This window comes from Microcoleus harperi Pol14_C6 (genome assembly GCF_036701295.1).
Lineage (GTDB): Bacteria > Cyanobacteriota > Cyanobacteriia > Cyanobacteriales > Microcoleaceae > Microcoleus.
Genome location: NZ_JAUBQN010000024.1, coordinates 66,475 through 89,937 on the forward strand (window position 1 = coordinate 66,475; position 23,463 = coordinate 89,937).

Genomic DNA, 23,463 nt, shown 5'->3' on the forward strand with positions numbered 1-23,463 from the left:
TGATTGCAAGTTAAACTAATCATCGTTGAAACGCCACTACTTCCAGGTTAATATTAGTCCTGGAAGCAAGGACGGTCAGCACCTTGGTTTTTTAAGCACAATACACTGGCTTAAAACCCTCAGTCTCGGTTAACCCTGTTTTGTGGTTCTGAGTGCGTCCCCGACTAAACCTTTGAGAAATCGGACGGGTAATTGTTTAGTCTCCCAGACAAATCCCTAAACCGCGGGCCGTTTTAACCAGAGTACCATTGAACTCTACAGGTCTGTATTTGGAGATCGCATCTTCCAGAGGAACGCTCACAACTTCCCGCTTTTGCCAAGATACCATGCAGTCGTATTTCTCTTCGGCAACTAAATCAACTGCTGCCACGCCAAAAGCCGAAGCAATTAATCTTTCTAGCGGTGAAGGAGTTCCCCCGCGTTGAGTATGTCCCAAAACGGTGACGCGAGTTTCTGCACCGCTACAGTCAGAAATTGTATCAGCTAAATACTGACCAATTCCGCCTAATCGACTTTGACCTAAGCGATTTGTGTGCATTACTAACTCGCCTGCTTCTGTGCGAACTGCCTCCGCTACTATAATTAAACAGTAGTTTTTTCCCCGCTCTTGGCGATCTTGAATTTGGGCACAGATTTGGGAAATTTTGTAAGGGATTTCCGGAATCAGAATTATATCAGCTCCCCCAGAAATTCCAGCACTGATTGCAATATGTCCGGCATCGCGTCCCATGACTTCAACTATCATGACGCGACTGTGACTGGCAGCAGTAAAATGCAAGCGATCGAGTGCTTCAGTGGCAATATTGACAGCAGTATCAAAACCGATGGAACGCTCGGTAATTCCGACATCATTATCTATAGTTTTAGGAATAGCAACTAAATTCAAATTGCCGTGTTGAGCAATCTTCCTGAGAATGGCGAGACTGCCGTCGCCACCAATGCCAATTAAGGCATCCAGACCTAACTGATGATAGCCTTCGATAATGTCCTCAGAACGATCGCGTAGAGTCCCATCAGACATCGGGAAGGCAAAAGGATTGCCCTCATTTGTCGTGCCTAGCATCGTACCGCCAATGGTGAGCCACGAGTCTACTTTCTCAATATCCAAGGGAATTGCTTGAGGGGGACGACTCATCAATCCCTTCGTGGCTTGACGAATGCCCATCACTTTCCAATTGTAAGTTCCCGTTGCGCGGTGGACAACGGCTCGGATAACTGCGTTTAAGCCTGCACAGTCACCCCCGCTGGTGAGGATACCGATACATTTTTGTTCTCCCATAATTAATGCCCGACTTTTGTTACTCCGAATATGAGTTGATATTTTTAGATCCCGATCGTCCAATCTTTATTTCCGACCTAAATAGGTAGGCGAAAATAAACTTTACCCTGTAACACAATGTAAAGCAATCATAACTTTTGTGATTGCTTTCATAAGATATCGCTCCTTCGGAGAGCGTTTCACTCGTTTTTGACTACTTATGTATTTTCAAGCTTCATCGACCTAATGGAGTGCCTCATCTCTGACGCATCCCACAAGTTCGATCGCCAACTAAGTAGCATCGCCAATCACCGTCTCCAACAAAACATCAATTTTACTTCGGATTGAGGCGTTTAGAAACTTGGTTAATTATACCGCTGAGAATAGCACCACCCATAAGAATTCCGAGGGCGGGATTAAATACGGGCTGCCAGAGACTGTACCACAAATCAAAACCGAGATTCACGCCAGTCGATCGACCTGCTACTGCGATCGCAAACCACGCAAAACTGGCAAAGACGAAAAATACATCAGCTACTAGAATGAAGTTAAGCAAGTTAAGAAATTTATCTTTCATTGCCGAGGGTTCCTTTTGAGTGTATATGTGTCAAGTTTTGGCCAGCGGTTGGTAATGGAGCAGATTGATAGCTGCAATTGGCGATCGAATAAAGATAAAATATCATTCAATTGTTTTCGCGCACAGGCTGTCAAAATATGGTTCGCTATACACTTCCTCAAAGCCCCGAAATTATTTTAACTGTCAAAGGGAAAGATTCAGCCAAAGCCCGGGAAGAAGCGATGGATCGGCTGATGGATCTCATGGATGAGGGCAAGCTTCCCACGGAACTCGTGGAGGGATTTGGGCCCAAGCAGTTTGTTGAAGTTAAGGAGATCGAAGATGCTGCGTCTGAAGGGGAGGACGCGATTACTGAAGCTGTACAGATTTTGAGCAATTTGGCAAGTCTCAAATTGAAAGTGATGGAATCCCGCGAAGAAGCACTCAAAATCCGGGCGGCGATCGACATTTTGTTTACAGATGAGGCTGTAACTGCCGAAGAAATTGGTCGTTTGAAAGATGGTTTCAAGGTTCTAAAAAACTTTGCTCAAGCAAATGTCCGCTATCGGGACGCTAGAAGTAAAGCCGAAGAAGCACGGGCCATTCTCGACGAAGCTTTGCAATCTGTAGAACCGGAAAACAAGGCGCATAAATCCGGGAAATAGTAGCAGGCTGCATTGAAAATCACATCTTACCTGTCCATAAAAAGCTTATTGAGAATGGTGCAACATCTCAGTTAAAACGTATTTCTGTCATAGGGATCCGAAGGAAAGCAATCGCCGAGGTTTCGATTGCTTCGTTTCTTTATTCGGACATACCATAACTCTGCCGCAAGACATAATATTAATTATATCCACATTGAAATCAGGAAAAAAATGTGAGCCAACAACAAACAGGAATTCCGAGAAACTCGATGTCAGGCAGCTTGCTGCTGGCTAAACAGTTAGGTTTTGAGCCCAAAACTGTGATTGATGTCGGTGCGGCATTGGGAACTTTTAACCTTTATGATACTTTCCCTAATTCGCGACATTTGCTAATAGAACCCATCGCCGAAAATGAACCTTATCTCGCCAAAATTTGTCGCAAGCTCAAAAGTGCAGAATATATTATTGCGGCAGCGAGCAAAGAAGCGGGAGTTTTCACGCTTAACGTTAGTCCATCTATGTTGCATTCTTCAATTTCTGAAAATCGCGTTAATGACAGCAGCAATCCTTATTTGAGAAACATACCAGCAATTACTCTGGATGGAATATGCAGAGAAAGAAATTTGCCAAGCCCGTATTTAATTAAAGTTGATGTAGACGGACAGGAATTAGATGTTTTAGCAGGAGCAACTGAGATTTTGCAGCAGACTGAATATGTAATTGTAGAAGTTACTTTGTTCGGTCAGATGTATGATGTAATGAGTTTTATGAAGTCCCAAGGCTTCGCAGCTTACGATATTGTTGATTTGTCATATCGCCCGATTGATTCAGCTTTGTGGCAAGTTGACATGGCTTTTGTTAAGGAATCCGGTCACTTCAGAAGAGAGAGGGGTTTCGCGACAGGAGAGCAGGATATCGAAGCACTTAACTCGCATCTCAAAGCTTATCGGGAAAGTTTCATGAAATACATTGACACTCATTACAGCGATCCAGTAGAGCCGGAACCGCAGGTTAATCAACCTATTTTAGGCGAAAATTATGTCATTATTTAACTCAATTTTCTTCCATCTGATAAGTAGGTAAGCAGGAGTAAACAGAGCTATTTAACAGTATATAAACCGCCCTGAAGTAGACAAATTTATGGTCTTTGGATACTTGATTATTGTTTAACAATTGTGTTTTACATCGCCTCCACACTTACTAAATCATGGTCGCATTTTGCACTTAACTTAATTAATACTCAACATCTAAGGAATTAGTTTTCTAAATGCTGATATTGAGGTCTATAAGCTTGCAATCTGCTGTAAATTGGCTTTCATTAGATATCAAAAAGTGGGAATGCCCTAATGTCGGCCTCACCATGATAGAAAAATCAATGCAGCTAAAAACATTAGAGATCAAGGTTTACGAATTTGAGACGTAGGGCATACCTCCGTAGCTTCTCGAGCTAGAGTAAGACTAAGCAAAGGCACTGCTTTTACTTGGCATCAAGCTGTGAAGGAAGTATTCCCCGTCAAGCTACGCTGTGACGGGGGAGCGTCAACTACCACAATTAATTCCCAGGCGCTTTTGTTGTGAATCGTTGAGTTGCTGGCGGTCGAAGCTGTCAGCCATCAACCAATGGAGGCTTTCAATGGTAGTTCTTGATTGCAAGGTATTGCTGCCAAAATATAGTAGATGTCATATTCTTTGAAGCACTGTTATATTCTATACTTACGGATGACTATTCAATACTACTTTCACCAGCAAATTTAAACCATCGATTCAAAAGGTTAATACCAGCTAATCTGTCTTCTGTGTCATTTTAATTATTATAGTTTTTACTAAGCTTTAAACTGTTTAATTGCCCGACTGAGAGGTGAGAGTTTTTAAGAAAAAAATTGTCTTTTATATAGTATTAAAAAAATGCAACCCTTTATACATGATGAGAATTAAATTTTGATAAAGACTCAATTATTACTTTGATAAAATGCTAATCAGATATTTTTAAGTCGTGGGTAAAGGGATTGATATCGCATCCAAGCCTCTTCTAGGGTTGGATCAACTGATTGCGGACTTGCAGCAAGCGTTGGTGCGGCTACCATTTTGATGGTGTCATTAGCATCTGCGTATACACCAATTCCGATACCCGCCAGTAGAGCAGCACCGCGCGCGGAAGCAGCAGCAACTGTAGTTGCATAGAGGGGTATTCTCAATACATCAGTCAGTAATTGTTTCCAAGGCATTTCTGCCGTTCCACCGCCTGCTAAACGCACTTCTGTGGCTTTAAAACCTGTTGCCTCAAGTGCCTCAAAACCTTGTCGCAAGGCAAAAGCAACTCCCTCTAAAGCTGCCCGCATCAGGTGCCCCTGTGTGTGATGAAGTCCCAGCCCCACCCATGCGCCGCGTACATAAGGGTCAAGGTGTGGAGTTCGCTCACCCGTGAGGTATGGCAAAAATGTCAATCCTTCGCATCCTGGGGGAACAGAAAACGCTGTAGTATAAACTTGCTGCCAGCTCAAGCCGAGGATACCTCGCACCCACTCAAGCGCTAACCCCGCATTTTGCATGGCTGCAAGGCTGTACCACTGGTTAGGTACGGTGGCTCGATAGAGATGTGTACGACCATGACGATCGATAATTGGTTGCGATCGAGGTGTAATAATTTGAGCGCCTGTGCCGATGGTTAGTTGAACTAATCCAGGCTCTAGTAGTCCGTTACCAAGTGCCGCCGCTGCGGTATCCGCAGCACCAGCGATAACGGGTAAGCCAACAGGTAAGCTGAGATGCTCTGAAGCAATAGTTGTTAGGTAGCCGGAGATCGCACTAGAGCGGATAATTTTTGGTAACCAATCACCACGTAGATTCAAGGCTGAGATGGCTTCTGTTGCCCATTTGTCCGACACAACATCGTAAAGCAAAGTACCACTAGCATCAGATGGTTCGGTTGCGACTTCTCCAGTCATCCGTAACCGCAGCCAATCTTTTGGCTGAAGTACCCAACGCGCTTCGGTGTAGACAGTAGCCTCGTGTTCTCGTAGCCACAACAAAGTTGCACCCGCCATTCCAGCCGTAATCGGGTTGCCCAATCGCTCTAGAATAGTGGCATCGAGCGAATGATAAGCGCTAAGCGCGGCACTAGAGCGAGTATCTGCCCAGAGGATAGCAGGGCGCAGGGGCTGACCCGACTCCGAAACTAGGACAACACCGTGCATTTGTCCTGAAAGTGCGATCGCCTGTACTTGGTGAGCATGATTCCCCACTGCCTTCCTCACAGCCGAGGCAGCAGCTAACCACCAATCTTCTGGTTCCGACTCAGCCCATCCAGGGTGGGGTGCATGAACAGGATAGGAGCTTGACGCCTCACCTATAACGGTTCCGTCTGTCGCTAAGAGCAATGCCTTAGCAGAGCCTGTTCCTAAATCTATACCAAGCAGCATGATAGCTAATCCTCAAATCATTTAGTGTCTTAGCAAACGGGCGATCGCTTTTACCAATTCCTCATGTTCAAAAGGCTTCGAGATATGGATCTGAAATCCGGCAGCTAAGGCTTGCTGCTGATTGATTTCTCCGGCATAGGCAGTAAGCGCGATCGCAGGCATCGTGCCTCCCTGTTGGGGTGACCACTTTCTAATTTGCCGAATCAGGGCATAACCATCCATCTCTGGCATCCCAATGTCACATAACAGCAGATCGGGGACAGATTGATTCAGGAGGGCTAACGCCTGTGCCGCCGAAGCTGCTGTGGCAACTTGTGCACCCGATTGCATCAACGTGAATTCTGCCAACTCCCGCATATCTGCATCGTCGTCCACAACCAAGACCTGAACACCTGCTAAGTCTGCCGCACTTTCTGGGTGCCTGTCATCAGAAGAGGGTTCCGGCTCTACGATGTTTAACGGTAGCCGGATGGTAAATGTAGCCCCTAAGTTCTCTCCTAAACTGTCTGCTTGAACGGTTCCTCCATGCAGTTCGGTAAAATGACGGACGATCGCTAGTCCCAATCCCAATCCGCCGAATTGTCGGGTTGTTGTACCATCTTCTTGACGGAAGTAGTCAAACACATGGGGTAAGAAGTCTCGTCTGATGCCTTTTCCAGTATCTTTGACTTGAATCTGAGCATACATACCAACCTGTTCTAGTTGCACTTCGACTCGTCCTCCGGTTGGGGTGAACTTCACAGCATTGGAGAGCAGGTTCCAGACTACTTGTTGGAGGCGATTGGTATCGCCTGAAACCGTTCCTGAAATAGGATTAAATGTGGTCTGGATTTGAATGTGTTTGGCTTCGGCTGCCAGTCGTACAGTTTCCCGTGCAGCCTCAATCATTGCCACTAGATTCACAGGAGCGACGTTAAACGTCATTTTTCCTTGCAGAATGCGCGAGACATCCAATAAGTCCTCAATTAGTTGAGCTTGCAGCTTGGCATTGCGTTCGATCGTTTCCAGGGCTTGCTGGGTTTTTGTGGTATCTAGTCGCCCAGTTCGTAGCAATTTTGTCCAGCCCAGAATTGGATTGAGAGGCGATCGCAACTCGTGGGACAATACCGCTAAGAATTCGTCTTTAATCCGGTTAGCGGCTTCTGCTTTTGCGCGATCGCGTTGAGCTACCCGGTACAACTGAGCATTGTCGATCGCCAAGGAAGCACGACGAGCCAATTCCTCTGCCAGTTCCAAATCTGTCGGGGTGTACTGTCGTCCAGATTCGGCTGAGATAAAGGAGATCACTCCTAGAATTCGTGCCTGAGTTCGTAGCGGCACCGTCATTGCAGAGCTGAATCCAACCTGCCGCAGCATCTCTAAATGCTCTGAGTCACGCGCTGCCTGTACCAATACTTCATCGGGAATATGCGGCAGCAAGTCGGATTGCCCAGTTCGCAGTGTAAAGGCACCACCGCGAGGGTCATCCGGGTTCATAGGATACTTGTCTCTAATCTGATGTGCCCATTCCAGTTTGGCAGGGTCAATGTGAGCCACTGCAATCTGCTCGATCGAACCCTGTTCCTCAACGATGTGAACCGTACACCAGTCGGCTAATTCCGGTACTGTAAGCTGCGCGACTCGCTCTAGAGTCGTTTGATAATCGAGTGAGGATGCAAGCACTGCACTCGCCTCAGAGAGAAAGCGTTGGGCACGTTCTAAATGCACCCGTTCCGTCACATCTACCACATAAACTAGAACGCCTTCTACCTGGCTAGTTGAGTTAACCGCTGGGAGATAGTAAACATTGTAGTAACCGGGACGGCGATCGCTGCGTCCGGGAACATTCACCGCAAAGTTCGGTGAGATGAAAGGATTCCCTGTTGTGTAAATCCGATCGAAGACTTCGACTAATTTGGGATCGAACTGACCAAAAAGTTCTAGAATTGAAGAGCCTAAGTGCTGCTCGCGGGTTAATCCATTAATTTCTGCTAATGCTTCGTTGATGGCAATAAATCGCTGCTTTTCATCTAACAGAGCAAGTCCAATGGGTGATATTTCAAAGATGGTTTCCAGTTGGCGCTGTGCGGCTTCTGCTTCGGAGCGTGCAAGGCGCTCGCGTTCTAACAGTTGTTCTCGTTCTTTTTCTGCTTGCTTGCGCTCCGTCACATCCAGCACCAGCGATAATACCGAAATCATCCGTCCCGATTCGTCCCTGAGACTGGAGTTATACCACTCGCAATGCACAATGTTGCGATCTTCGGTGTAATTGCGGTTGTATGAAAAAATATGGGGTTCTTCACCATAGACCAGCCGTTGGCAGACTTCAGCAACTGCTTCCAAGTCTTCCTCAAAGACAAAAGGTATCTCTGTTAAAGATCTGCCCAGCATTTCTTGGGCTTTCCAGCCCAAAATGCGCTCTGCACCAGCAGACCACCGAATGACTCGAAAGTCTCGATCCCATTCAACCACTGCCATTGGAGAGTTTTCAACATGGAAGTTGAGCTTTTGTAGGGCTTGACGCAACGCCTCTTCTGCTTGCTTGCGTTGTGTGATATCGATGACGACGCCGATCGAGTGCTTGGGATTTCCCTGAGAATCATAAGTAAACTGTCCTCTCGCTTCCACCCAGTGAATCGAGCCATCTGACCAACGCAGGCGATATTCATGGTGATACTCTTTCTTTTCAGCTATGGCTTGCTGAAATTTCGCGTTAGCTTCTGCTAGGTCATCGGGATGAACCCGACTTGCCCAAACCTCATAGCTGGGTTCGCATTCATTCGGTTGTAGACCCAGGACGGTGAAGTGGCCTTCTGACCAAAGCAATGCATCGGTCTGTATGTCCCACTCCCAGGTTCCCATGCGTCCAACCTTCAGAGCGAGTTGCAGGTGAGCTTCACTTTCTCGCAATTCCGCTTCTGCCCGCGATCGCTCCACCGCTAGCCAGGTTTTTTGAGCAATGCGCTCCATCAGCACCACATCTTCCTCGGTCCAGTGGCGAACAGAGACATGGTGCAACACCAACAATGCAACAAATCGCCCTTCTTTCACCAATGGAACACATAGGAGAGATTGGGTTTGGATTGCGTCAAAGGTAGCAGCCCCCGATCCGGCAGTCCTAGGATCGCGAGCGACATCATCTACGACAATAGTTTTGCTCTGCTTTAATTCAGCAATAAGTTCAGGGCCAAACGAATCCATGTGATGTCTACCCACCACGCTGATGACACCATTGCAATAGTCGCGATCGACGATGACGTATTCCTGAGTAGAATCAATTTCGCCGTAGGTACAGCGAGTAACTTGGAAGTGTTGCCCTGTGGCACAAACCACTTGCCACATAATTTCCTTGGGGTCTTGAATGGCACGAATCGCATCATTCAATTCGATCAGAAATTGCTGCTGTCTCTCCTTGTGCTGAAGTTCTGCCAGTAATTCCTCAATTTGTTGCCTTGCCCGCACCTGGGTTGTCACTTCAATGTTATAAACCAACACGCCCTGAATGGTTTCCTTAGTATCCCGCCAAGGCGCAAAGATGCAGTTGAAAAATCCCTCTTCCAACACACCATTGCTGTTTCGATCCCAGTAAGCAACCGACTCATTTCCAATGAACGGTTCTCCCGTCCGGTAAACGCGATCCAAGGCTTCAAAGTAAATTTGTCCCTCTAGCTCTGGGAAAAGCTCCCGCATTGATCTCCCGATAATGTGTGGAGTGCGCCCAGCCACTTGCAGATAAGTTGGATTCGCAAATTCATACACAAGATCGGGACCTTTAAGAATTCCAATCATGGCAGGCAATTGCATCAGGATGTCATGCAACCGCTTGCGTTCAGTTTCTGCTTCCAGTCGGGCAGTTTGTTCTCGTTTTAAAAGGCGATCGCGCTCTGCTTCCATTTGTTTGCGCTCTGTAATATCAACCGAAACGCCAATCATGCGAACTCCCCGTCCGGTTTCATCCAGATAAACTTGTCCCTGGCTGTTGAGCCAGCGCACAACGCCGTCCGGACAAATTACCCGATACTCCTGTGCGTAGGATTGTTCTCCATCAATTGCCCCTTGGGCCGCTTGCATCATCCGTTGTCGATCGTCTGGATGAATGAGCGCAAAAAACTCTTCTCCTGTGCCTTTGTGAACACCCCAAACGTCTAGAGCATTGGTAGAACAAACGATCTGATTGGTCTGCAAATCCATATCCCAGACAAACATCTGCGCTGCTGCAAGTGATAACTGCAGGCGTTCTTCGCTCTCTCGTAATGCCTGTTCAACTTGTTTGTAATCGGTCACATCACGAGTAATCCCCAGTACCGTTTCTACGGAGCCATCAGGAGCAAATTCAGGGACAATACGCGACTGATACCATCGAATACCATAAGAAGTCGGAAACTTAAATTCAATCGTCTGTTCGCAGCCTGTTGCAAAGACTTGCCGCCAACTGTTATGCCAAACGCGATAGATGTCTTCTGGGATTCCTAGCTCGGCATTAGTCTTGCCAAGAAATTGCTCTGATGGAATACCTGTTGCCAGTTCTACAGAAGGGCTGACATAAAGATGGCGAAACTCTGCATCAATTCGGGTAATAATATCCGGGGCATTTTCAGCCAGCATTTTGAAATGTTGCTCTCGCTGCCACAGTTCTAATTCCAAGCGTTTGCGCTCTGTTAAGTCGATCGAGAAGCCTACGCCTAAGTCATTGGGTCCTCTTAAATAGGCAGTTCCAATTAAAACAGGAACTCGGCTACCATCTTTACGAATGTATTCCTTCTCAAACGGCGCATGGTGACCAACTTGTTTCATTTGTGCCATTGCTTGTTGGTCTAAATATCGAAACTCCGGTGGAGTAATCTCAATGAAGTTTACCTCTCCCGATAAAACTTCTTCTCGTGTATAACCTAAAGTTGCTAACCAAGCATCGTTGACTTTTAAAATATTGCCTTGAAAATCACCGATGATGATGCCAATGAGATTTGCATCAAATAAACCTCGTAGCTGTAATTCACTCTCACGTAAAGCTTGCTCTATAAGTTCGCGTTCGCGTAGTGCAGCTTGCTGTTCGGTCACGTCTTGGAAGATAACAACGGCTGCTACAATCTGCCCTTGGTTATCTAAAATCGGTGCTGAATTGAGGTTAATGAAAATGCGGCTCCCATCATCTCGATGAATTTCCATCTCTTCGTTGGTCAGCACTTCACCTGTTTTTAGCGATCGCGCTAAGGGCATGTCTTCATGAGCATAGGGCTGACCATTAGAACGAAGTGGAATATATGGAACCACGGGATTATATTCATTAAGCTCAAGCGATTGTTCAAAGTCATACCCAACAATCTGCTTAGCTTGTTCGTTCGCCAGAACCAACTTACCGGATGCCGCATCGGCAATAATTACTCCCGCAGGCATCTGCCGCAAAACGGCTTCAAATCTGGCGCGTTGAATTTCAAGCTCGTGCCACAAGCGTTCTCGTTCTGCCTCCGCTTGCTTGCGATCGGTCACATCTCGAAAATAAACGGCTACCCCTGTTGGAGACGGATAGGCATTCGTCTCTAACCAACACTCGATAGGTTCCCCAAATTCTTCCCAGGAAACAGGAACCTGTTGTGCCACTGCCCGATGTAGTTCCCGATAGGCAATTCCACCGACCAACTCAGGAAAAACCTCATTCCAAACGTGTTTTCCCAGTAGCTCTTCTGGCGTTTTGTGCAGGATTTTAGCCGCCGCCCGATTCACGTAGGTGTAGCGCCAATCGCGATCGAAGGCGACAAAAGCATCCGTAATGCTTTCAAGAATCGTTGCTACCTTGCCCTCAGTTTCTTGGGCAGAGAACAACTGTTCGCCTTCAAGAGTGCGAGCAAAGCGTTCAATAACTTCAGAGCGAGAAATTCCTCGCCTGTGAGCCTCTTTATCGAGCGATCGCCATGCTGTATTAGTCAGAGACACGCTCACTCGTTGTTTAGTCTCCGAATTCCAATTGCTAACAAACTTACCTGTGGCGTCGCGCTTCATGAAGATTCATCCGTAGGCATACACGGTCTTCTCCATTGAACCTGAGTTACTCACTGAGGAGAATCTGCCTTAAGATAGATGCTTTGGCGAGATGGAATGTAGAAAAGAATGACCTCAATAAATATTGCGCTGTACTGGCTGCTGAATTTCCCTTTGCACTTGTAGACACAGATCGGGGCTAGACGGGAGAATCCCACGAGTTTAAAGTAGTGCAGCCGTGGCAGTGTCAAATAAGTTTCCTCACGGATGTGGATCGTGCTTGGGACAATCGGGCTAGCGTTCCTTGAACACCGAACTCATGCAAACTAAGCAACAGGTTAGCAACAGTCTCGACGAAACGTGGTGACTCTACTAAATGTCCAAAAATTTCAGATAGGTCCCGTAATGGTCTGAGATCTAATTCACTCAAACTGGTGCGTTGAGTGAGGATGTCGGCTAATGGGTCATCAATGGGAATAGGTTGCCCTTGTTCATCATCCCTTCCATGATTCGGATCTGGAAATCGCTACTAAACAAACAAAGTCCGCGCAGGCGGACTAATAATATGATTTTTGAAAACAGGATGCGATTGAATTAGTTGGCTCGATCGCTGCTTCCTCGATCTGTAGCTTTTTCTACTGCTTCCCCTGCCGGCGTAACTGCTTCGCCCACGTTATTTTTTACCGATTCTATAAATCTTTTGGTACTGGGGGCAATCGGTTGGTCGAGATGCAGCTTTTCTGTGATATTGTCAACTACACCCCTCGCATCCTTCTCTGTATCCCTTGTTGGCTGCCGATCGGGACGGGCAACTTCGTAAGACTTAGCTTCAGGAGTTCAAGGTGTAGCGATAGCTTGCACTTTGTTGCCCGACAATTCAAGCTCGGAGCTAAAAATCAGTGCTATTCCTAAAGCAAAGATTATTCCTACTCGCAGGCAAATTTTAACGAAGCGCGATATAAAATTTTTCATTGAAAAACTCAGGTTTTTCTGTGACGACTGTAATACAGAATAATTGCTGCTGTTTGTTGGCAAATCTATCTAAAGATAGGACTTGGTGTCAATTTATTGCGCTAACTTTCACCTAAATCAACCTCAACAAAAAAGTTTTGGACGCTGCGACGCCAAGAGGCGATCGAGCGCAACTAGGAACTCAAGAAAGGTACATTTACTACTTCCCCTGACGCCGCTCCGACTTGCACTTTCAGTCCTTCGCCTCCCGCTTTTGCGCGGATGTAAGCAAGACCAAAAAAACCTGCGTCAGTTTCCGTAAAACTGGTGAGTTTGCCGACTTTTTCTTCTCCGATTGTGACTGCGGTTCCGGGTTCAACCGCACCGCTTAACTGCACGCCCCAAAGTTGCTGTTTTACTCCTTTGTAGGTGTTCAAGCGGGCAATTGTTTCTTGACCGATGTAGCAGCCTTTGTCATAGGTAATCGTGTGTAAAAGACGGGCTTCTAACGGGTTGTAATCGTCTGTGAGTTCAAAATCTGGTGCAGGGCGTCCTTGTTCAATTCGCAGTTGTTCCCAAACTCGATCGCCCATCGGTACGGCCCCAGCTTGGACTAATTCCTTCCACAAGCTTGCTGCATCGCTTGCTGGCGCAATTAACGTGTATCCGGGAGTTGCTAAACCGCTACCAACCGCAACTCTGACTTCCATACCTGCAAAATTTATCAATTCGTGAGTAGCGTAAGGTTGATTTTCTAGTTCGGTAACTCCGATTTTTTCTAGTAGTTGAGTGCTTTCTGGCCCGATGAAACTGAAAGCCACAGTTGTATCAGTTAAATCTGTTAACTCAACGCGATCCATTGGGAAAATATAGCGATCGAGCAATTCCAGCAGTTGGCGGCGGCGGTTGGCTGAGACTAACAGCAGTACGGCATCTTCTGTCGCGTAAGCGGTGGCGAGGTCGATCGTCCGGGCGGTGGATGTGACGAAAACGGTATCGCAACCTTGACCGGGTTTGAGTATATTGAAGTTATTGGTACTTTGATTGTGCAAGAACCGCAGGCGATCGCTGTCTGAGATTTGAATGCGTCCCCAGTGAGTGCGATCGTACAAAGCTACACCTTTTTTAGTTGCTGCGATCGCTTCTGCGTCGTTACCAAAACTGACTGGCACAATTTCTTTGGTTGTTAACTCTGCAAAAGTAGCACCAGCCGCTGCTTGAATGTCGTGCAATTCTTGAATCAGCATAAAATTTTGTTGAGTGTTGACTGTTGAGTGTTGACTGATGACTGTTGACTGTTAACTACTGCTTTCGTGTCAACTGACAACTGACAACTGAACTATTTGCCCAAATTGGCAAATATTTCTTGTATTAATTGACTGGCTTTGGCATCAAGACGATTCCAATCTACATCGCCAGTGTCATCGTCAATCAGGCTAGTGTCAATTACGACTTCCTGGCTTTGCTGTTGAGCGTGGGCGGGCTGGTAGTTGACAAAGCAGACTCGATAACAAAGCTCCCAAATATCGACGCATCTTTGCTCACCTTGAAGCTCTAAAATTAGTTGATAGCCCGGAATTGGAATCTGGACTTCTTGATAAGTGCCCGTCCACACAGACTCCTCTAATTGTTTGCGAATATTGTCGAGCACTCGAATCATCGCTGGCTGCATGAGCAGTTCAGCTTGCTGCCACGCGATCGGGCTAGTTATTTTAGGCTTCATATACAGGGTTCTAAAAAAGAAAATCAATAAATTAATTTTCTAGCATGGGGTGCCAACTTTTGAGATATTCGCCACAGAATGTTAAATTTAGTCGTCACTAAATTCAAAAGTCAGCCGTCAGCAGCAAAAGTTAAAGCCGTTCTCGGCTTGACGGCTAAAAACGGCTGGAACTGTTGATATTGAGTTATCGGATGGGTAATGTAGGATTTGAACCTACGGCATCCTGCGTGTAAAGCAGGCGCTCTACCACTGAGCTAATCACCCAATTGCACTCACCGGGATTTATCATATCACAGTAACTCAGAAAGATCAAGTAAAAAAAATCATAAACTTTAAATGCCCTCTGGCCGCACCCACGATCAAATAACCATGTGGAGTTTGCCCTTCGTGGCAGCCCTCACCTTTGGCCAGACTCAGAGCAGCAACCTGACTTTGCTCGTTTCCGGCAGCTTCTTATTCGGCGGGCTGATGTTTGGCCCCGACTTGGATATCTACTCTTGCCAGTATCAGCGCTGGGGATGGTTCAAAGCGATTTGGCTCCCATACCAAAAAAGCCTGCGCCACCGCTCTTTTTTGTCCCATGGCCCTCTGATCGGCACTGCTTTGCGAATCTTGTACCTCGCTATCTGGATCGCAGTTCTCGGAATGTTGGGATTGGCAATTGCCGAAAAAGTCGGGAACTTAGGCGGGAATTGGCAGGATGTGGTTTTGAGTTACGGGCGATCGACCTGGGAACACCGCACCGAAATTTTAGCCGTTTACATCGGTCTAGAATTGGGCGCGATGAGCCACTATCTGAGCGATTGGGGCGGCTCGGCTTATAAAAGATTCAAAAAGAAAGGATTGAGCGGGTTGCGCCATCCTAAGACAATTAAGAGGCACAAAATCAAAGCTCCCACTCGCACATCTAGCAAATCCCTAGCAGAAGGCAGAAGGAAGAAGGCAGAAGGAAGAAGGCAGAAGTAATAAAATCAATAGTTGGAGAAACAACGTTATAACCGTCTTGGCGGTTGATATAAAAGGTAAATTATTATGTCTAATTCTGAAAGTCGATCGCTCACAGCACTCAAAGAACTTATAGAAGTTGTGGCTAAATTGCGATCGCCAGACGGCGGATGTCCTTGGGATTTAGCCCAAACTCCCCAAACGCTAGTTCCTCACATCATCGAAGAAGCTTATGAAACCGCCGATGCGATTCGCAAAGGAGATAAAGATGCGATCGTCGAAGAATTGGGCGACTTACTGTTACAGGTAATTCTGCAAGCTCAAATTGCCAGCGAATCTAATCAGTTTACCTTCGCCGAAATTGCTGCGGGCATTACAGAAAAACTAATTCGGCGACATCCCCACGTCTTCGGCGATGTGGAACTCAACAGCGTCGATGAAGTCAACGAAAACTGGGAAAAAATCAAAGCAGCAGAAAAAGGCACGACTTCGGAAAAGCCGCCAACTTTAGCCTCGAAAATGAGCCGTTATGCCAGCACTTTGCCGCCGATAACCGCCGGGATGAAAATCTCCCAAAAAGCTGCGGAAGTGAGTTTTGATTGGGATAGTGTAGAGGGCGTGTGGGATAAATTTCACGAAGAAATGGCAGAATTTGAACACGCTCTCAAACACGAGGATAAGGCAGCGCAGGAGTCAGAATTGGGAGATATTATGTTTGTGTTGATTCAATTAGCTCGCTGGTACGATTTAGATCCGTCGGCTGCTTTGCAGGGAACAAACGATCGCTTCGTGCAGCGGTTTGCGAAGGTAGAGGCTGCGTGCGATCGACCTTTGTCGGATTATGCCCCAGAAGAGTTAGAATCTCTGTGGCAGCAAGCTAAAGCTTTAATTGCTAAACAAAAGGGCGATCGGTAATCAATCACTGCCGATAAACACAGATAAAATGACATCAGCGTTAATCAGCGTTCATCCGCTAATATCTGCGGTTCAAAACTCTCAATCTCAAAAATTTGGTTGTATCAGTTCAGATGTCAGCAATCAACTACTCGTAAAGCTTCGCGTCATTGTACGGCGGATGTTCGCACGCGATATATAAAGCATTTGTCGGTTCCAAGGCTTCCCCTGTCACCGGATCGATCGGCTTGAGAACAAAGCATAACAGAGAGAGCGATCGCCAATCCAAATTATCCAGCTTCCCGCGTTCGTAACGGTTGACTGTTGCGGCACTGATACCCACATCTTTGGGTACGGGTTGATTTCTAGCTGTGAACAGCGCCTCTTCGTATCCCTTGGTTTTAAACTCTGTTTCGCTGACAGACCAGCCTGTTGTCTGTCTTGCTGCTTTTAAAATCTTCCCCAAACGCATCCGCCCCGTTTCCGTAAAGCGAACGGGACGCAATTCCTGCTCTTTGTCTACCACAGCCTTGTTAGAGAGTCCTGACATTTTTCCCACCTACGTTAACTCTCAAACTAGCACAGCATCAATGATTGAGGGTTCCACGAGCAACATCTGAGCTTAAGAATTTTAAATTAATCTTTATTGCACTTGTGCAATAAGAGTCTGATATAGTAATATGTAATTGACTCTAAACAGAACTTGCCTCTCAACCCCTGAGTATACAGCCATGACAGCATTGTTTCGCCGCATCCAACCCTCGAAAAAGCTCCGCATCACCGTCAGGTCGATCGCCCAAGTGCTCAAAATCAGCCAAAATCAAATTAAGCGAGTCGAATCATGGGCTTTCGTGGTTTTCGTCCACCATCGGGATAGAGGCGGCTTGTTTGTCAGCTACCGCAGGCTGGAAGAATGGCAAAATGCGATCGCCCATCATATCCAAACCTGCCCCACCCTTGGAGAACTCTCGCAGCTCAAAACATCCATTCACTACGACAGCCGGAAATTCAAAAAACAATGCCTCCAAAAAACACTTGACTTTTTAAATCAAATCTGCATTGAAAGACAAGACGAACTCAACATCTGGAAAAGCTTAAACTGCATTGCTTCCTAGCAGAAATTAGGCAGATTTCCTTTCCCAAAACAGAAGCGAAACATTTGCGAGCAATTGCGAGATAAAATCACCCCAAAAATCACCCGCGAATGCTCCGCCACATTCATCAAAGCAATCACCAAAGCAATTAAGACATTGCCTGAGCGATATAATCAAAATAAGGAGCTGCTTCCTTAGCATCCTCCTGATTCAGCAAAGCCAAAGAAGCTTCCTTCAAACAGCGGATAGCTTCGACCATGCCAGGAACAGGAACGCCGAGAGAATTATACATTTCCCGAACGCCAATCAAACCGATGCTTTCGATCGGCTCCTTGTCACCCGCCAAGATACCGTAGGTAATCAGGCGCAAGTACCAGCCGTAGTCGCGCAGACACAAAGCCCGTTCGCGCTGGCCGTAAGCATTGCCCCCAGGAGAGATAAAGTCAGGGCGTTTTTTCCAGAGTTTTTTGCTAGCTTCTTCAACAATTTTTTTCTCACTGTCAGACAGCGCAGTAGCAATACGCACCCGCTGTTCTCCGGTTTTAAAAAAATCTTTGATGCTTTGAAGTTCGCCGGTACTGGGATAGCGAAGTTCGTCGTCGGCTTGGAGAATTAATTGGCTAACTACGCTCATTGTTATTCAAATTTGAGGATAACATTAATAAACATTCCCATCTGTTGGCGACGGGATTCTTGGTTCGCAGACTCGCCTTGCTCCTAACATTTATCAATCCTAGAAGTAGAGGGTAAATCTCCCCAAGCGTTATGCTTGATATTCAAGCCAGTTTCCTTGTGTTCCAGGGTACTGCGGGAAAAACTCAAAAACTGCGAGTGAAAGTTTGGATGTCGGCAGACACTTTGACTGTTTAACGAGTTTTTGCTACATCGCCCCAACAGCCGATCGCACCGACGGGATCGAGGCAACTCGCGACAAGCTTGACTCCCCGGTTGAAGCTTGGCTTTAGCAGCAAGACGTTCAGCAGCAGGAAGACAGCCTGCAATTGAGTTTGAGTGCGATGGCTTACGCCCCGCTTCGCTACGACTTATCTCAGGAAAGAGAGAGCGATATTGCATTACCATATTAAATCCTACCATGACTACTTGTGACCAAATCTAAATTCCCCACCCCAAACTCGACGAAATTGGCAAACCCTTGCCAGCAAGGTCAACTGATTGAGATAGAGATTACCGACTTGACAGACACCGGCGATGGAGTTGGTCGTTTTGGTGAGTTAGTAGTGTTTGTGCCCGATACAGTGACGGGCGATCGAGTCCTTGTGCGCCTCGTGCAAGTCAAATCCACCTATGCTACAGGCAAGCTGGACACACTTCTGGAAACCTCCGAACACCGCATTCGAGCTAACTGCATTGTGGCCGACAAGTGCGGCGGTTGTCAGTGGCAGCACGTAGATTATCCATATCAGCTTGCAGCCAAGCAAAATCAAATCATTCAAGCCTTAGAAAGGATTGGCGGATTTAGCAATCTGCAAGTTGATGAAATTTTAACTGGAAAAATCGAGGGATTTCCTCAATTTTTGGGATACCGCAACAAAGCGACTTATCCCGTGGCAATATCTGCAACAGGTCAAGTCCAAGCAGGTTACTATCAAAAAAGCACCCACAAATTAGTCAATCTCAATCAGTGTCCGGTGCAAGACCCGCGCCTCAATCCTTTGTTAAAAGAAGTCAAAGAAGACATCCACTGGCGGGATTGGCCAGTCTACGACGAAAAGAAACATACAGGAGAATTGCGTCACTTGTCCTTGCGGATCGGACGGCGCACTGGCGAGATGCTGCTAACTTTAATAGTTCGCACTGGAGACTTGCCGGGACTCGAAGAGCAAGCATCTCAGTGGCTGAAACAATATCCTCAACTGGCAGGGGTTTGTTTGAATATAAATCCCGCTCAAACTAATGTGATTTTTGGTTCCGAAACTCGCTGCATTGCTGGTCGTTCTTATCTGCGAGAAAGCTTTGCTGGTTTGAAATTTCAGCTAAGAGCCGATACTTTTTTCCAGGTTAATACAGAGGCTGCTGAAGCGTTGTTAGAGGTGATGGTAGGGGAATTGAATTTGCAGGGAAACGAGATTTTGGTTGACGCTTTCTGCGGAATTGGTACTTTTACTTTACCTCTGGCAAAACAAGTAAAAATAGCCATTGGTTTAGAAGTGCAACCGGCGGCGATCGAACAAGCCCAATTAAATGCTGAGTTAAATGACGTGAGAAATGTCGAGTTTCAGGCCGGAACTGTAGAGAGTTTGCTGCCTTCCTTGGGATTGACACCGGATATTCTGCTGCTAGATCCGCCGAGGAAAGGGTGCGATCGCGCGGTTTTGGAAGCTATCAAGGAAATCAAACCAAATCGCATTGTTTATGTTAGCTGCAAGCCTGCTACTTTGGCTCGCGACCTGAAGATTTTGTGCGAAAATGGGGATTATAAGTTAGCGCGAGTGCAGCCGGCGGATTTCTTTCCTCAGACTTCTCATGTTGAGTGTGTGGCTTTTTTGGTGCGGTAAATCAAAAGGGTGATCGACCCACTACACTTATTGCATAAATCTTTGATTGATAGGGAAACCATAGATGCAACGCAGATAATAATTTAAAGATTTTTTGCGAATGTATGCAATTTAAGCCTAGTGAGTAAGTGAGTACAAATAGATATAAACTGGGGGTGGGGTTGAGCAAATGAAGCAGCGTTTGCTATCTTAGAATACGGGTTTCAAACTCTAGGACTCGATCGCATTTTAGCGCTTTCCAAACCGGAAAATATTGCTTCCCCGTGGGTGATGGCAAAAGTGGGAATCCAGTACAAACAGAAGGTGGATTGCTGGGGTGCAAACTAGATCCAGTCCTGCCTGAATCGGGGGGTGTCCAGAAGTATAGAATAGAGGTTGCGGAACCGGCACACCGCCCGATCGCTCGCCCCCAGCAATTTGTTACCCTAAAAATAGAATCTTCCCTCCCTCAACTCCCTCCCATGAACAACACTTCTCCCCTAATTCAAACGATAACTCCAGAACGCTGGGCCGGGTTTAGTATGGACTTTATAGGGGCGGGTTACACGGGTGTGTTGGTCAAAAACGGCCGCGCCGTGCGTACCCTAAAATCCGGGCGACATTTCAGCTTTGCCCTTCCCCTGCTGGAACAGTCTCAAATTGTCCTCGTAGACACCAAACTCCGCAATTTGGAGGTGCAGTCGCACGGAGATTTTTTGTCTAAGGATCGATTTTTAATTGATGCCACTCTGACCGTTATTTATCAAGTTATAGATCCGAAACGGGTAGCTTTGGAATTGTCCGATCCTATAGGTGCTTTAGCAAGTGCAGTTAAGGATTGTATGGGATTAGCGATCGGGCAAATACCCCTACAACAGCTTATCAGTCAAGGACGGCAGTTACTGCGCCAAAATTTGCTCGATCGCGTCCAAGATTTTTATACCCTAGGTTTTAACTTAGAAGACGTGCGAATTGGCGATGTCAGCTTTCCCGAAACCAACGGAGTTATTCGCCAAGTTGAGGGAATGAGTGCCCGACAAGAAGCAGAAAATGCCGCCGCCCTGCAAATGAGAATTGCCGAAGCCGGCCGCCCGATTGTTCCTCAATCTCCCGTACAGCAGTTAAACTTAATTTCAGGTAATTCTCCTGCGAGTATTCCAGCTTCCGACACAGCAGCGGGCTTCGATCGCGATTTACAACAACTGACACAACAACTTGCTCAAAACAGCCTCCCAGCAGGGAGAAATCCTCCCCAACTTGCACCGACGGTACTCGCAAGCAGCGATCGCAAAACAACCGCATATTTAATCTACAAACTTTCTGGAGAAGCGATCGCTTTAACGGCAAATCCTTTTACAATTGGACGCGAACCAACCAACACTTTAGTATTACAAGATCCGCAAAGTTCTCGCTACCACGCTCAAATCCGCCGGGCCACGGACGAAATTGGCAAACAGCGATACCAGCTTGTCGATAGCGGCAGTTCCAACGGCACTTTTGTGGGTGGGCAGAGGCTGGCTGCTAACGAGCCTTTTTGGCTGCCCAATGGCTGCGAAATTGCGATCGGCGACCAAAAATGGATATTTCAAAATTCGTGAGAGAGAGAGATGAAGATTTGTTTAAACAGCAGATAAACACAGATAAATCCCATCGGCGTTCATCTGTGTTTATCTGCTGACATCTGCGGTAACACAATCCCAATCTAAGTAACTTGCTTTAATCACGATCTACAAGTAATAGATGCCGAATCTACCGTCAACAATATGAATGTTTTTTTAAACCGCAGATAAGCGCAGATAAACACAGATTAATTCCATCGGCTTTCATCTGTCAGGTTTCTGTAGGGGCGTTGTCACGAGTCCCCGCCCTTCCGACACAGCTTGACAACTTCTCCCTCCACAATTCCCTATACTCCCAGGTAGAAGTCTCTTGCCAACCCTAGGGGGGATATCTCCACAAGCATTTCGAGCGACAATTTGTCAAGATTGAAAATATAAGTAGAGGACAACCCCATGAACTTTTCTATACAATCTGTTTACAACTGGTACCGCGACACCCTCCGCAACCCCAAATACCGCTGGTGGATTATTCTGGGAACGCTGGCATATCTGGTAAGCCCGATCGACATTGCCCCAGACTTTCTCCCCGTCGTCGGACAAATTGACGATGTGGCGATCGCAGTTTTGCTGATTTCCGAAGTTTCCCAAATGGCGATCGACTACTTTAAATCCCGCCAAACAGAGACAGCCTCAGCATCCGAAGCCACCGGTGCCGATTATTCTGAAGCCCAAGGCAGCACCGTTGACGTAGATGCAGTTTCTGTAAAATAATTGCCAAAAATAATCGAGCGCTACAACCTCGACTTCTTCAAGAAATCGGGGTTTTTGTTTTTTAAATGCCAACTGCTCAGATCGTGCTCCAAAACTGGTAATTTTAACTATGATCCATCTGTGCTAACAACAAATTTTTATAGATGAAGTTTAGCGAAATAGTACAAAAACTTAACTTAGCCACCAGTCGCACCCTCACAGCGTCGGTTGCTACCGATCCAGAAATTACAGGCGCGACCCCTGTTGATGAAGCTGCACCCGGTACTATCAGTTACATAGAAGGTGCTAAATTTGCCGCTCATACAGCCACTACAAATGCTTCGGCTTTAATTTTACCCTTAGATGAAAGTATCCAAGCTCAATGTGACGATCGCAATATTGCTTGGATTGCCGCACCAGATCCGCGATTGCTGTTTGCTGAAACGATCGCCATTTTCTATCAACCGTTTCGCCCAGCATCCGAAATTCATGCCTCAGCCGTCGTTCACCCCTCAGCAGAAATTGGTGAAAATGTCTATATTGGCCCCCACGTCGTTATTCAAGCAAAAGTCAAAATTGGCAGCAACGTTTGCATTCATCCAAATGTCGTAATTTACCCAGATGCGGAAATAGGTCCCGGCACAGTTTTACACGCTAACTGTGTCATTCACGAACGTACTCGCATCGGGGCAAATTGCGTGATTCACAGCGGTGCGGCGATCGGCAGCGAAGGTTTTGGGTTCGTGCCGACAGCCACAGGATGGGTGAAAATGGAGCAGTCTGGCTGCACTGTATTAGAAGAGGGCGTTGAGGTTGGCTGCAACAGCACGATCGACAGGCCCGCTGTCGGAGAAACCCGCATCGGCCAGAATACAAAAATCGACAATTTAGTACAGGTAGGTCATGGCTGTCAAGTAGGAAAAAATTGCGCTTTTGCCGCTCACGTTGGCATGGCTGGCGGGGTAAAAATTGGCAACAATGTAATTTTGGCAGGTCAAGTGGGAATTGCTAATCAAGCCAAAATCGGAGATGGGGCGATCGCCACTGCTAAAGCCGGAATTCACAGCGACGTGCCCGCAGGTGCGATCGTGACGGGCGTTCCCGCAATTCCCCACAAACTATTTCTAAAAGCCGCAGCCGTCTACAACCGTTTGCCGGAAATGTACCAATCTTTGAGGCAAATTCAGCGCAAGCTCGATCGGTAGTCATTAGTTAGATAC

At 46.7% G+C, this 23,463-nt stretch carries 18 protein-coding genes, 1 tRNA gene and 1 pseudogene; 10 read left to right on the forward strand and 10 right to left on the reverse strand.

Translation table 11 applies throughout. The annotated features are described in order from the left end of the window. Positions 1-196: 196 nt before the first annotated feature. Together QUA27_RS17115 and QUA27_RS17120 are read right to left on the reverse strand one after the other, a co-directional pair. Entirely contained in the window at positions 197-1,279 is a 1,083-nt protein-coding gene (locus QUA27_RS17115; protein ID WP_333069255.1) for an ATP-dependent 6-phosphofructokinase, read from the reverse strand. Positions 1,280-1,592: 313 nt separating this feature from the next. Further along, positions 1,593-1,862, reverse strand: a complete 270-nt coding sequence (locus tag QUA27_RS17120; protein ID WP_510175265.1) for a DUF8620 family protein — start codon at positions 1,860-1,862, stop codon at positions 1,593-1,595. A gap of 110 nt (positions 1,863-1,972) precedes the next feature. On the opposite strand from QUA27_RS17120, the gene QUA27_RS17125 reads away from it, so the two are divergent. Both QUA27_RS17125 and QUA27_RS17130 read left to right on the forward strand, forming a co-directional pair. Continuing rightward, the gene (locus tag QUA27_RS17125; RefSeq protein ID WP_333069257.1) at positions 1,973-2,479 is read left to right on the forward strand and encodes a hypothetical protein; all 507 of its coding nucleotides are present in this window, start codon (positions 1,973-1,975) and stop codon (positions 2,477-2,479) included. Positions 2,480-2,691: 212 nt separating this feature from the next. After that, positions 2,692-3,510 carry an FkbM family methyltransferase gene (locus QUA27_RS17130; RefSeq protein WP_333069258.1) on the forward strand — a complete coding sequence of 273 codons (819 nt, stop codon included), beginning with the start codon at positions 2,692-2,694 and terminating at the stop codon, positions 3,508-3,510. 924 nt (positions 3,511-4,434) lie between these two features. Here the strand turns inward: QUA27_RS17130 and xylB are convergent. The 5 genes from xylB to QUA27_RS17155 form a co-directional block, all read right to left on the reverse strand. Continuing rightward, positions 4,435-5,877: a xylulokinase gene (gene xylB, locus QUA27_RS17135; RefSeq protein ID WP_333069260.1), complete on the reverse strand. Its 1,443-nt coding sequence runs from the start codon at positions 5,875-5,877 to the stop codon at positions 4,435-4,437. A 21-nt stretch (positions 5,878-5,898) separates the two neighbouring features. Beyond that, positions 5,899-11,853, reverse strand: coding sequence for a PAS domain S-box protein (locus tag QUA27_RS17140; RefSeq protein ID WP_333069261.1), 5,955 nt, complete (start codon positions 11,851-11,853; stop codon positions 5,899-5,901). Between the two features lie 1,124 nt (positions 11,854-12,977). Continuing rightward, entirely contained in the window at positions 12,978-14,027 is a 1,050-nt protein-coding gene (gene ygfZ, locus QUA27_RS17145; RefSeq protein ID WP_333069279.1) for a CAF17-like 4Fe-4S cluster assembly/insertion protein YgfZ, read from the reverse strand. A gap of 95 nt (positions 14,028-14,122) precedes the next feature. Next, positions 14,123-14,506 (reverse strand): hypothetical protein, encoded by a 384-nt coding sequence (locus QUA27_RS17150; protein WP_333069262.1) that lies wholly within the window; start codon positions 14,504-14,506, stop codon positions 14,123-14,125. A 192-nt stretch (positions 14,507-14,698) separates the two neighbouring features. Further along, positions 14,699-14,770: transfer RNA gene (locus QUA27_RS17155), tRNA-Val, on the reverse strand. Between the two features lie 72 nt (positions 14,771-14,842). Here QUA27_RS17155 and QUA27_RS17160 point away from each other — a divergent pair. Together QUA27_RS17160 and mazG are read left to right on the forward strand one after the other, a co-directional pair. After that, positions 14,843-15,472: a metal-binding protein gene (locus tag QUA27_RS17160; protein ID WP_333069263.1), complete on the forward strand. Its 630-nt coding sequence runs from the start codon at positions 14,843-14,845 to the stop codon at positions 15,470-15,472. Between the two features lie 66 nt (positions 15,473-15,538). Beyond that, positions 15,539-16,366, forward strand: coding sequence for a nucleoside triphosphate pyrophosphohydrolase (gene mazG / locus QUA27_RS17165; protein WP_333069264.1), 828 nt, complete (start codon positions 15,539-15,541; stop codon positions 16,364-16,366). 127 nt (positions 16,367-16,493) lie between these two features. Here the strand turns inward: mazG and QUA27_RS17170 are convergent, their stop codons facing one another. Next, positions 16,494-16,895, reverse strand: a complete 402-nt coding sequence (locus QUA27_RS17170) for a helix-turn-helix transcriptional regulator (RefSeq protein ID WP_333069265.1) — start codon at positions 16,893-16,895, stop codon at positions 16,494-16,496. A 181-nt stretch (positions 16,896-17,076) separates the two neighbouring features. On the opposite strand from QUA27_RS17170, the gene QUA27_RS17175 reads away from it, so the two are divergent. Continuing rightward, on the forward strand, positions 17,077-17,460 hold the full coding sequence (locus QUA27_RS17175; protein WP_333069266.1) for a hypothetical protein: 384 nt from the start codon (positions 17,077-17,079) through the stop codon (positions 17,458-17,460). 127 nt (positions 17,461-17,587) lie between these two features. Here QUA27_RS17175 and QUA27_RS17180 read toward each other — a convergent pair whose 3' ends face one another. Both QUA27_RS17180 and QUA27_RS17185 read right to left on the reverse strand, forming a co-directional pair. Beyond that, positions 17,588-18,073, reverse strand: a complete 486-nt coding sequence (locus tag QUA27_RS17180) for a bilin-binding protein (RefSeq protein WP_333063958.1) — start codon at positions 18,071-18,073, stop codon at positions 17,588-17,590. A 232-nt stretch (positions 18,074-18,305) separates the two neighbouring features. After that, positions 18,306-18,440, reverse strand: a complete 135-nt coding sequence (locus QUA27_RS17185) for a hypothetical protein (protein WP_333069268.1) — start codon at positions 18,438-18,440, stop codon at positions 18,306-18,308. A 102-nt stretch (positions 18,441-18,542) separates the two neighbouring features. Here QUA27_RS17185 and rlmD point away from each other — a divergent pair, with 102 nt between their 5' ends. The 5 genes and pseudogenes from rlmD to lpxD all read left to right on the forward strand — a co-directional run bounded on the left by rlmD (position 18,543) and on the right by lpxD (position 23,448). After that, on the forward strand, positions 18,543-19,955 hold the full coding sequence (rlmD, locus tag QUA27_RS17190) for a 23S rRNA (uracil(1939)-C(5))-methyltransferase RlmD (protein WP_333069269.1): 1,413 nt from the start codon (positions 18,543-18,545) through the stop codon (positions 19,953-19,955). Between the two features lie 177 nt (positions 19,956-20,132). Continuing rightward, positions 20,133-20,282, forward strand: a pseudogene (locus QUA27_RS27435) (hypothetical protein); the annotation flags it as partial. A gap of 134 nt (positions 20,283-20,416) precedes the next feature. Next, positions 20,417-21,532: an SPFH domain-containing protein gene (locus QUA27_RS17195; RefSeq protein WP_333069270.1), complete on the forward strand. Its 1,116-nt coding sequence runs from the start codon at positions 20,417-20,419 to the stop codon at positions 21,530-21,532. 414 nt (positions 21,533-21,946) lie between these two features. Next, entirely contained in the window at positions 21,947-22,264 is a 318-nt protein-coding gene (locus QUA27_RS17200) for a YkvA family protein (RefSeq protein ID WP_333069271.1), read from the forward strand. Between the two features lie 143 nt (positions 22,265-22,407). After that, complete coding sequence (gene lpxD, locus QUA27_RS17205) at positions 22,408-23,448, forward strand: UDP-3-O-(3-hydroxymyristoyl)glucosamine N-acyltransferase (RefSeq protein WP_333069272.1); 1,041 nt, start codon at positions 22,408-22,410, stop codon at positions 23,446-23,448. Positions 23,449-23,463 lie beyond the last annotated feature (15 nt).

What these genes read in the sequence shown, in the direction of transcription:
- QUA27_RS17150 (WP_333069262.1), bottom strand. Translation starts at nt 14,506, where the DNA reads ATGAAGCCTAAAATAACTAGCCCGATCGCGTGGCAGCAAGCTGAACTG.
- QUA27_RS17195 (WP_333069270.1), top strand. Translation starts at nt 20,417, where the DNA reads ATGAACAACACTTCTCCCCTAATTCAAACGATAACTCCAGAACGCTGG.
- mazG (WP_333069264.1), top strand. Translation starts at nt 15,539, where the DNA reads ATGTCTAATTCTGAAAGTCGATCGCTCACAGCACTCAAAGAACTTATA.
- xylB (WP_333069260.1), bottom strand. Translation starts at nt 5,877, where the DNA reads ATGCTGCTTGGTATAGATTTAGGAACAGGCTCTGCTAAGGCATTGCTC.
- QUA27_RS17200 (WP_333069271.1), top strand. Translation starts at nt 21,947, where the DNA reads ATGAACTTTTCTATACAATCTGTTTACAACTGGTACCGCGACACCCTC.
- QUA27_RS17170 (WP_333069265.1), bottom strand. Translation starts at nt 16,895, where the DNA reads ATGTCAGGACTCTCTAACAAGGCTGTGGTAGACAAAGAGCAGGAATTG.
- QUA27_RS17115 (WP_333069255.1), bottom strand. Translation starts at nt 1,279, where the DNA reads ATGGGAGAACAAAAATGTATCGGTATCCTCACCAGCGGGGGTGACTGT.
- lpxD (WP_333069272.1), top strand. Translation starts at nt 22,408, where the DNA reads ATGAAGTTTAGCGAAATAGTACAAAAACTTAACTTAGCCACCAGTCGC.
- QUA27_RS17125 (WP_333069257.1), top strand. Translation starts at nt 1,973, where the DNA reads ATGGTTCGCTATACACTTCCTCAAAGCCCCGAAATTATTTTAACTGTC.
- QUA27_RS17175 (WP_333069266.1), top strand. Translation starts at nt 17,077, where the DNA reads ATGACAGCATTGTTTCGCCGCATCCAACCCTCGAAAAAGCTCCGCATC.
- QUA27_RS17140 (WP_333069261.1), bottom strand. Translation starts at nt 11,853, where the DNA reads ATGAAGCGCGACGCCACAGGTAAGTTTGTTAGCAATTGGAATTCGGAG.
- QUA27_RS17160 (WP_333069263.1), top strand. Translation starts at nt 14,843, where the DNA reads ATGCCCTCTGGCCGCACCCACGATCAAATAACCATGTGGAGTTTGCCC.
- QUA27_RS17180 (WP_333063958.1), bottom strand. Translation starts at nt 18,073, where the DNA reads ATGAGCGTAGTTAGCCAATTAATTCTCCAAGCCGACGACGAACTTCGC.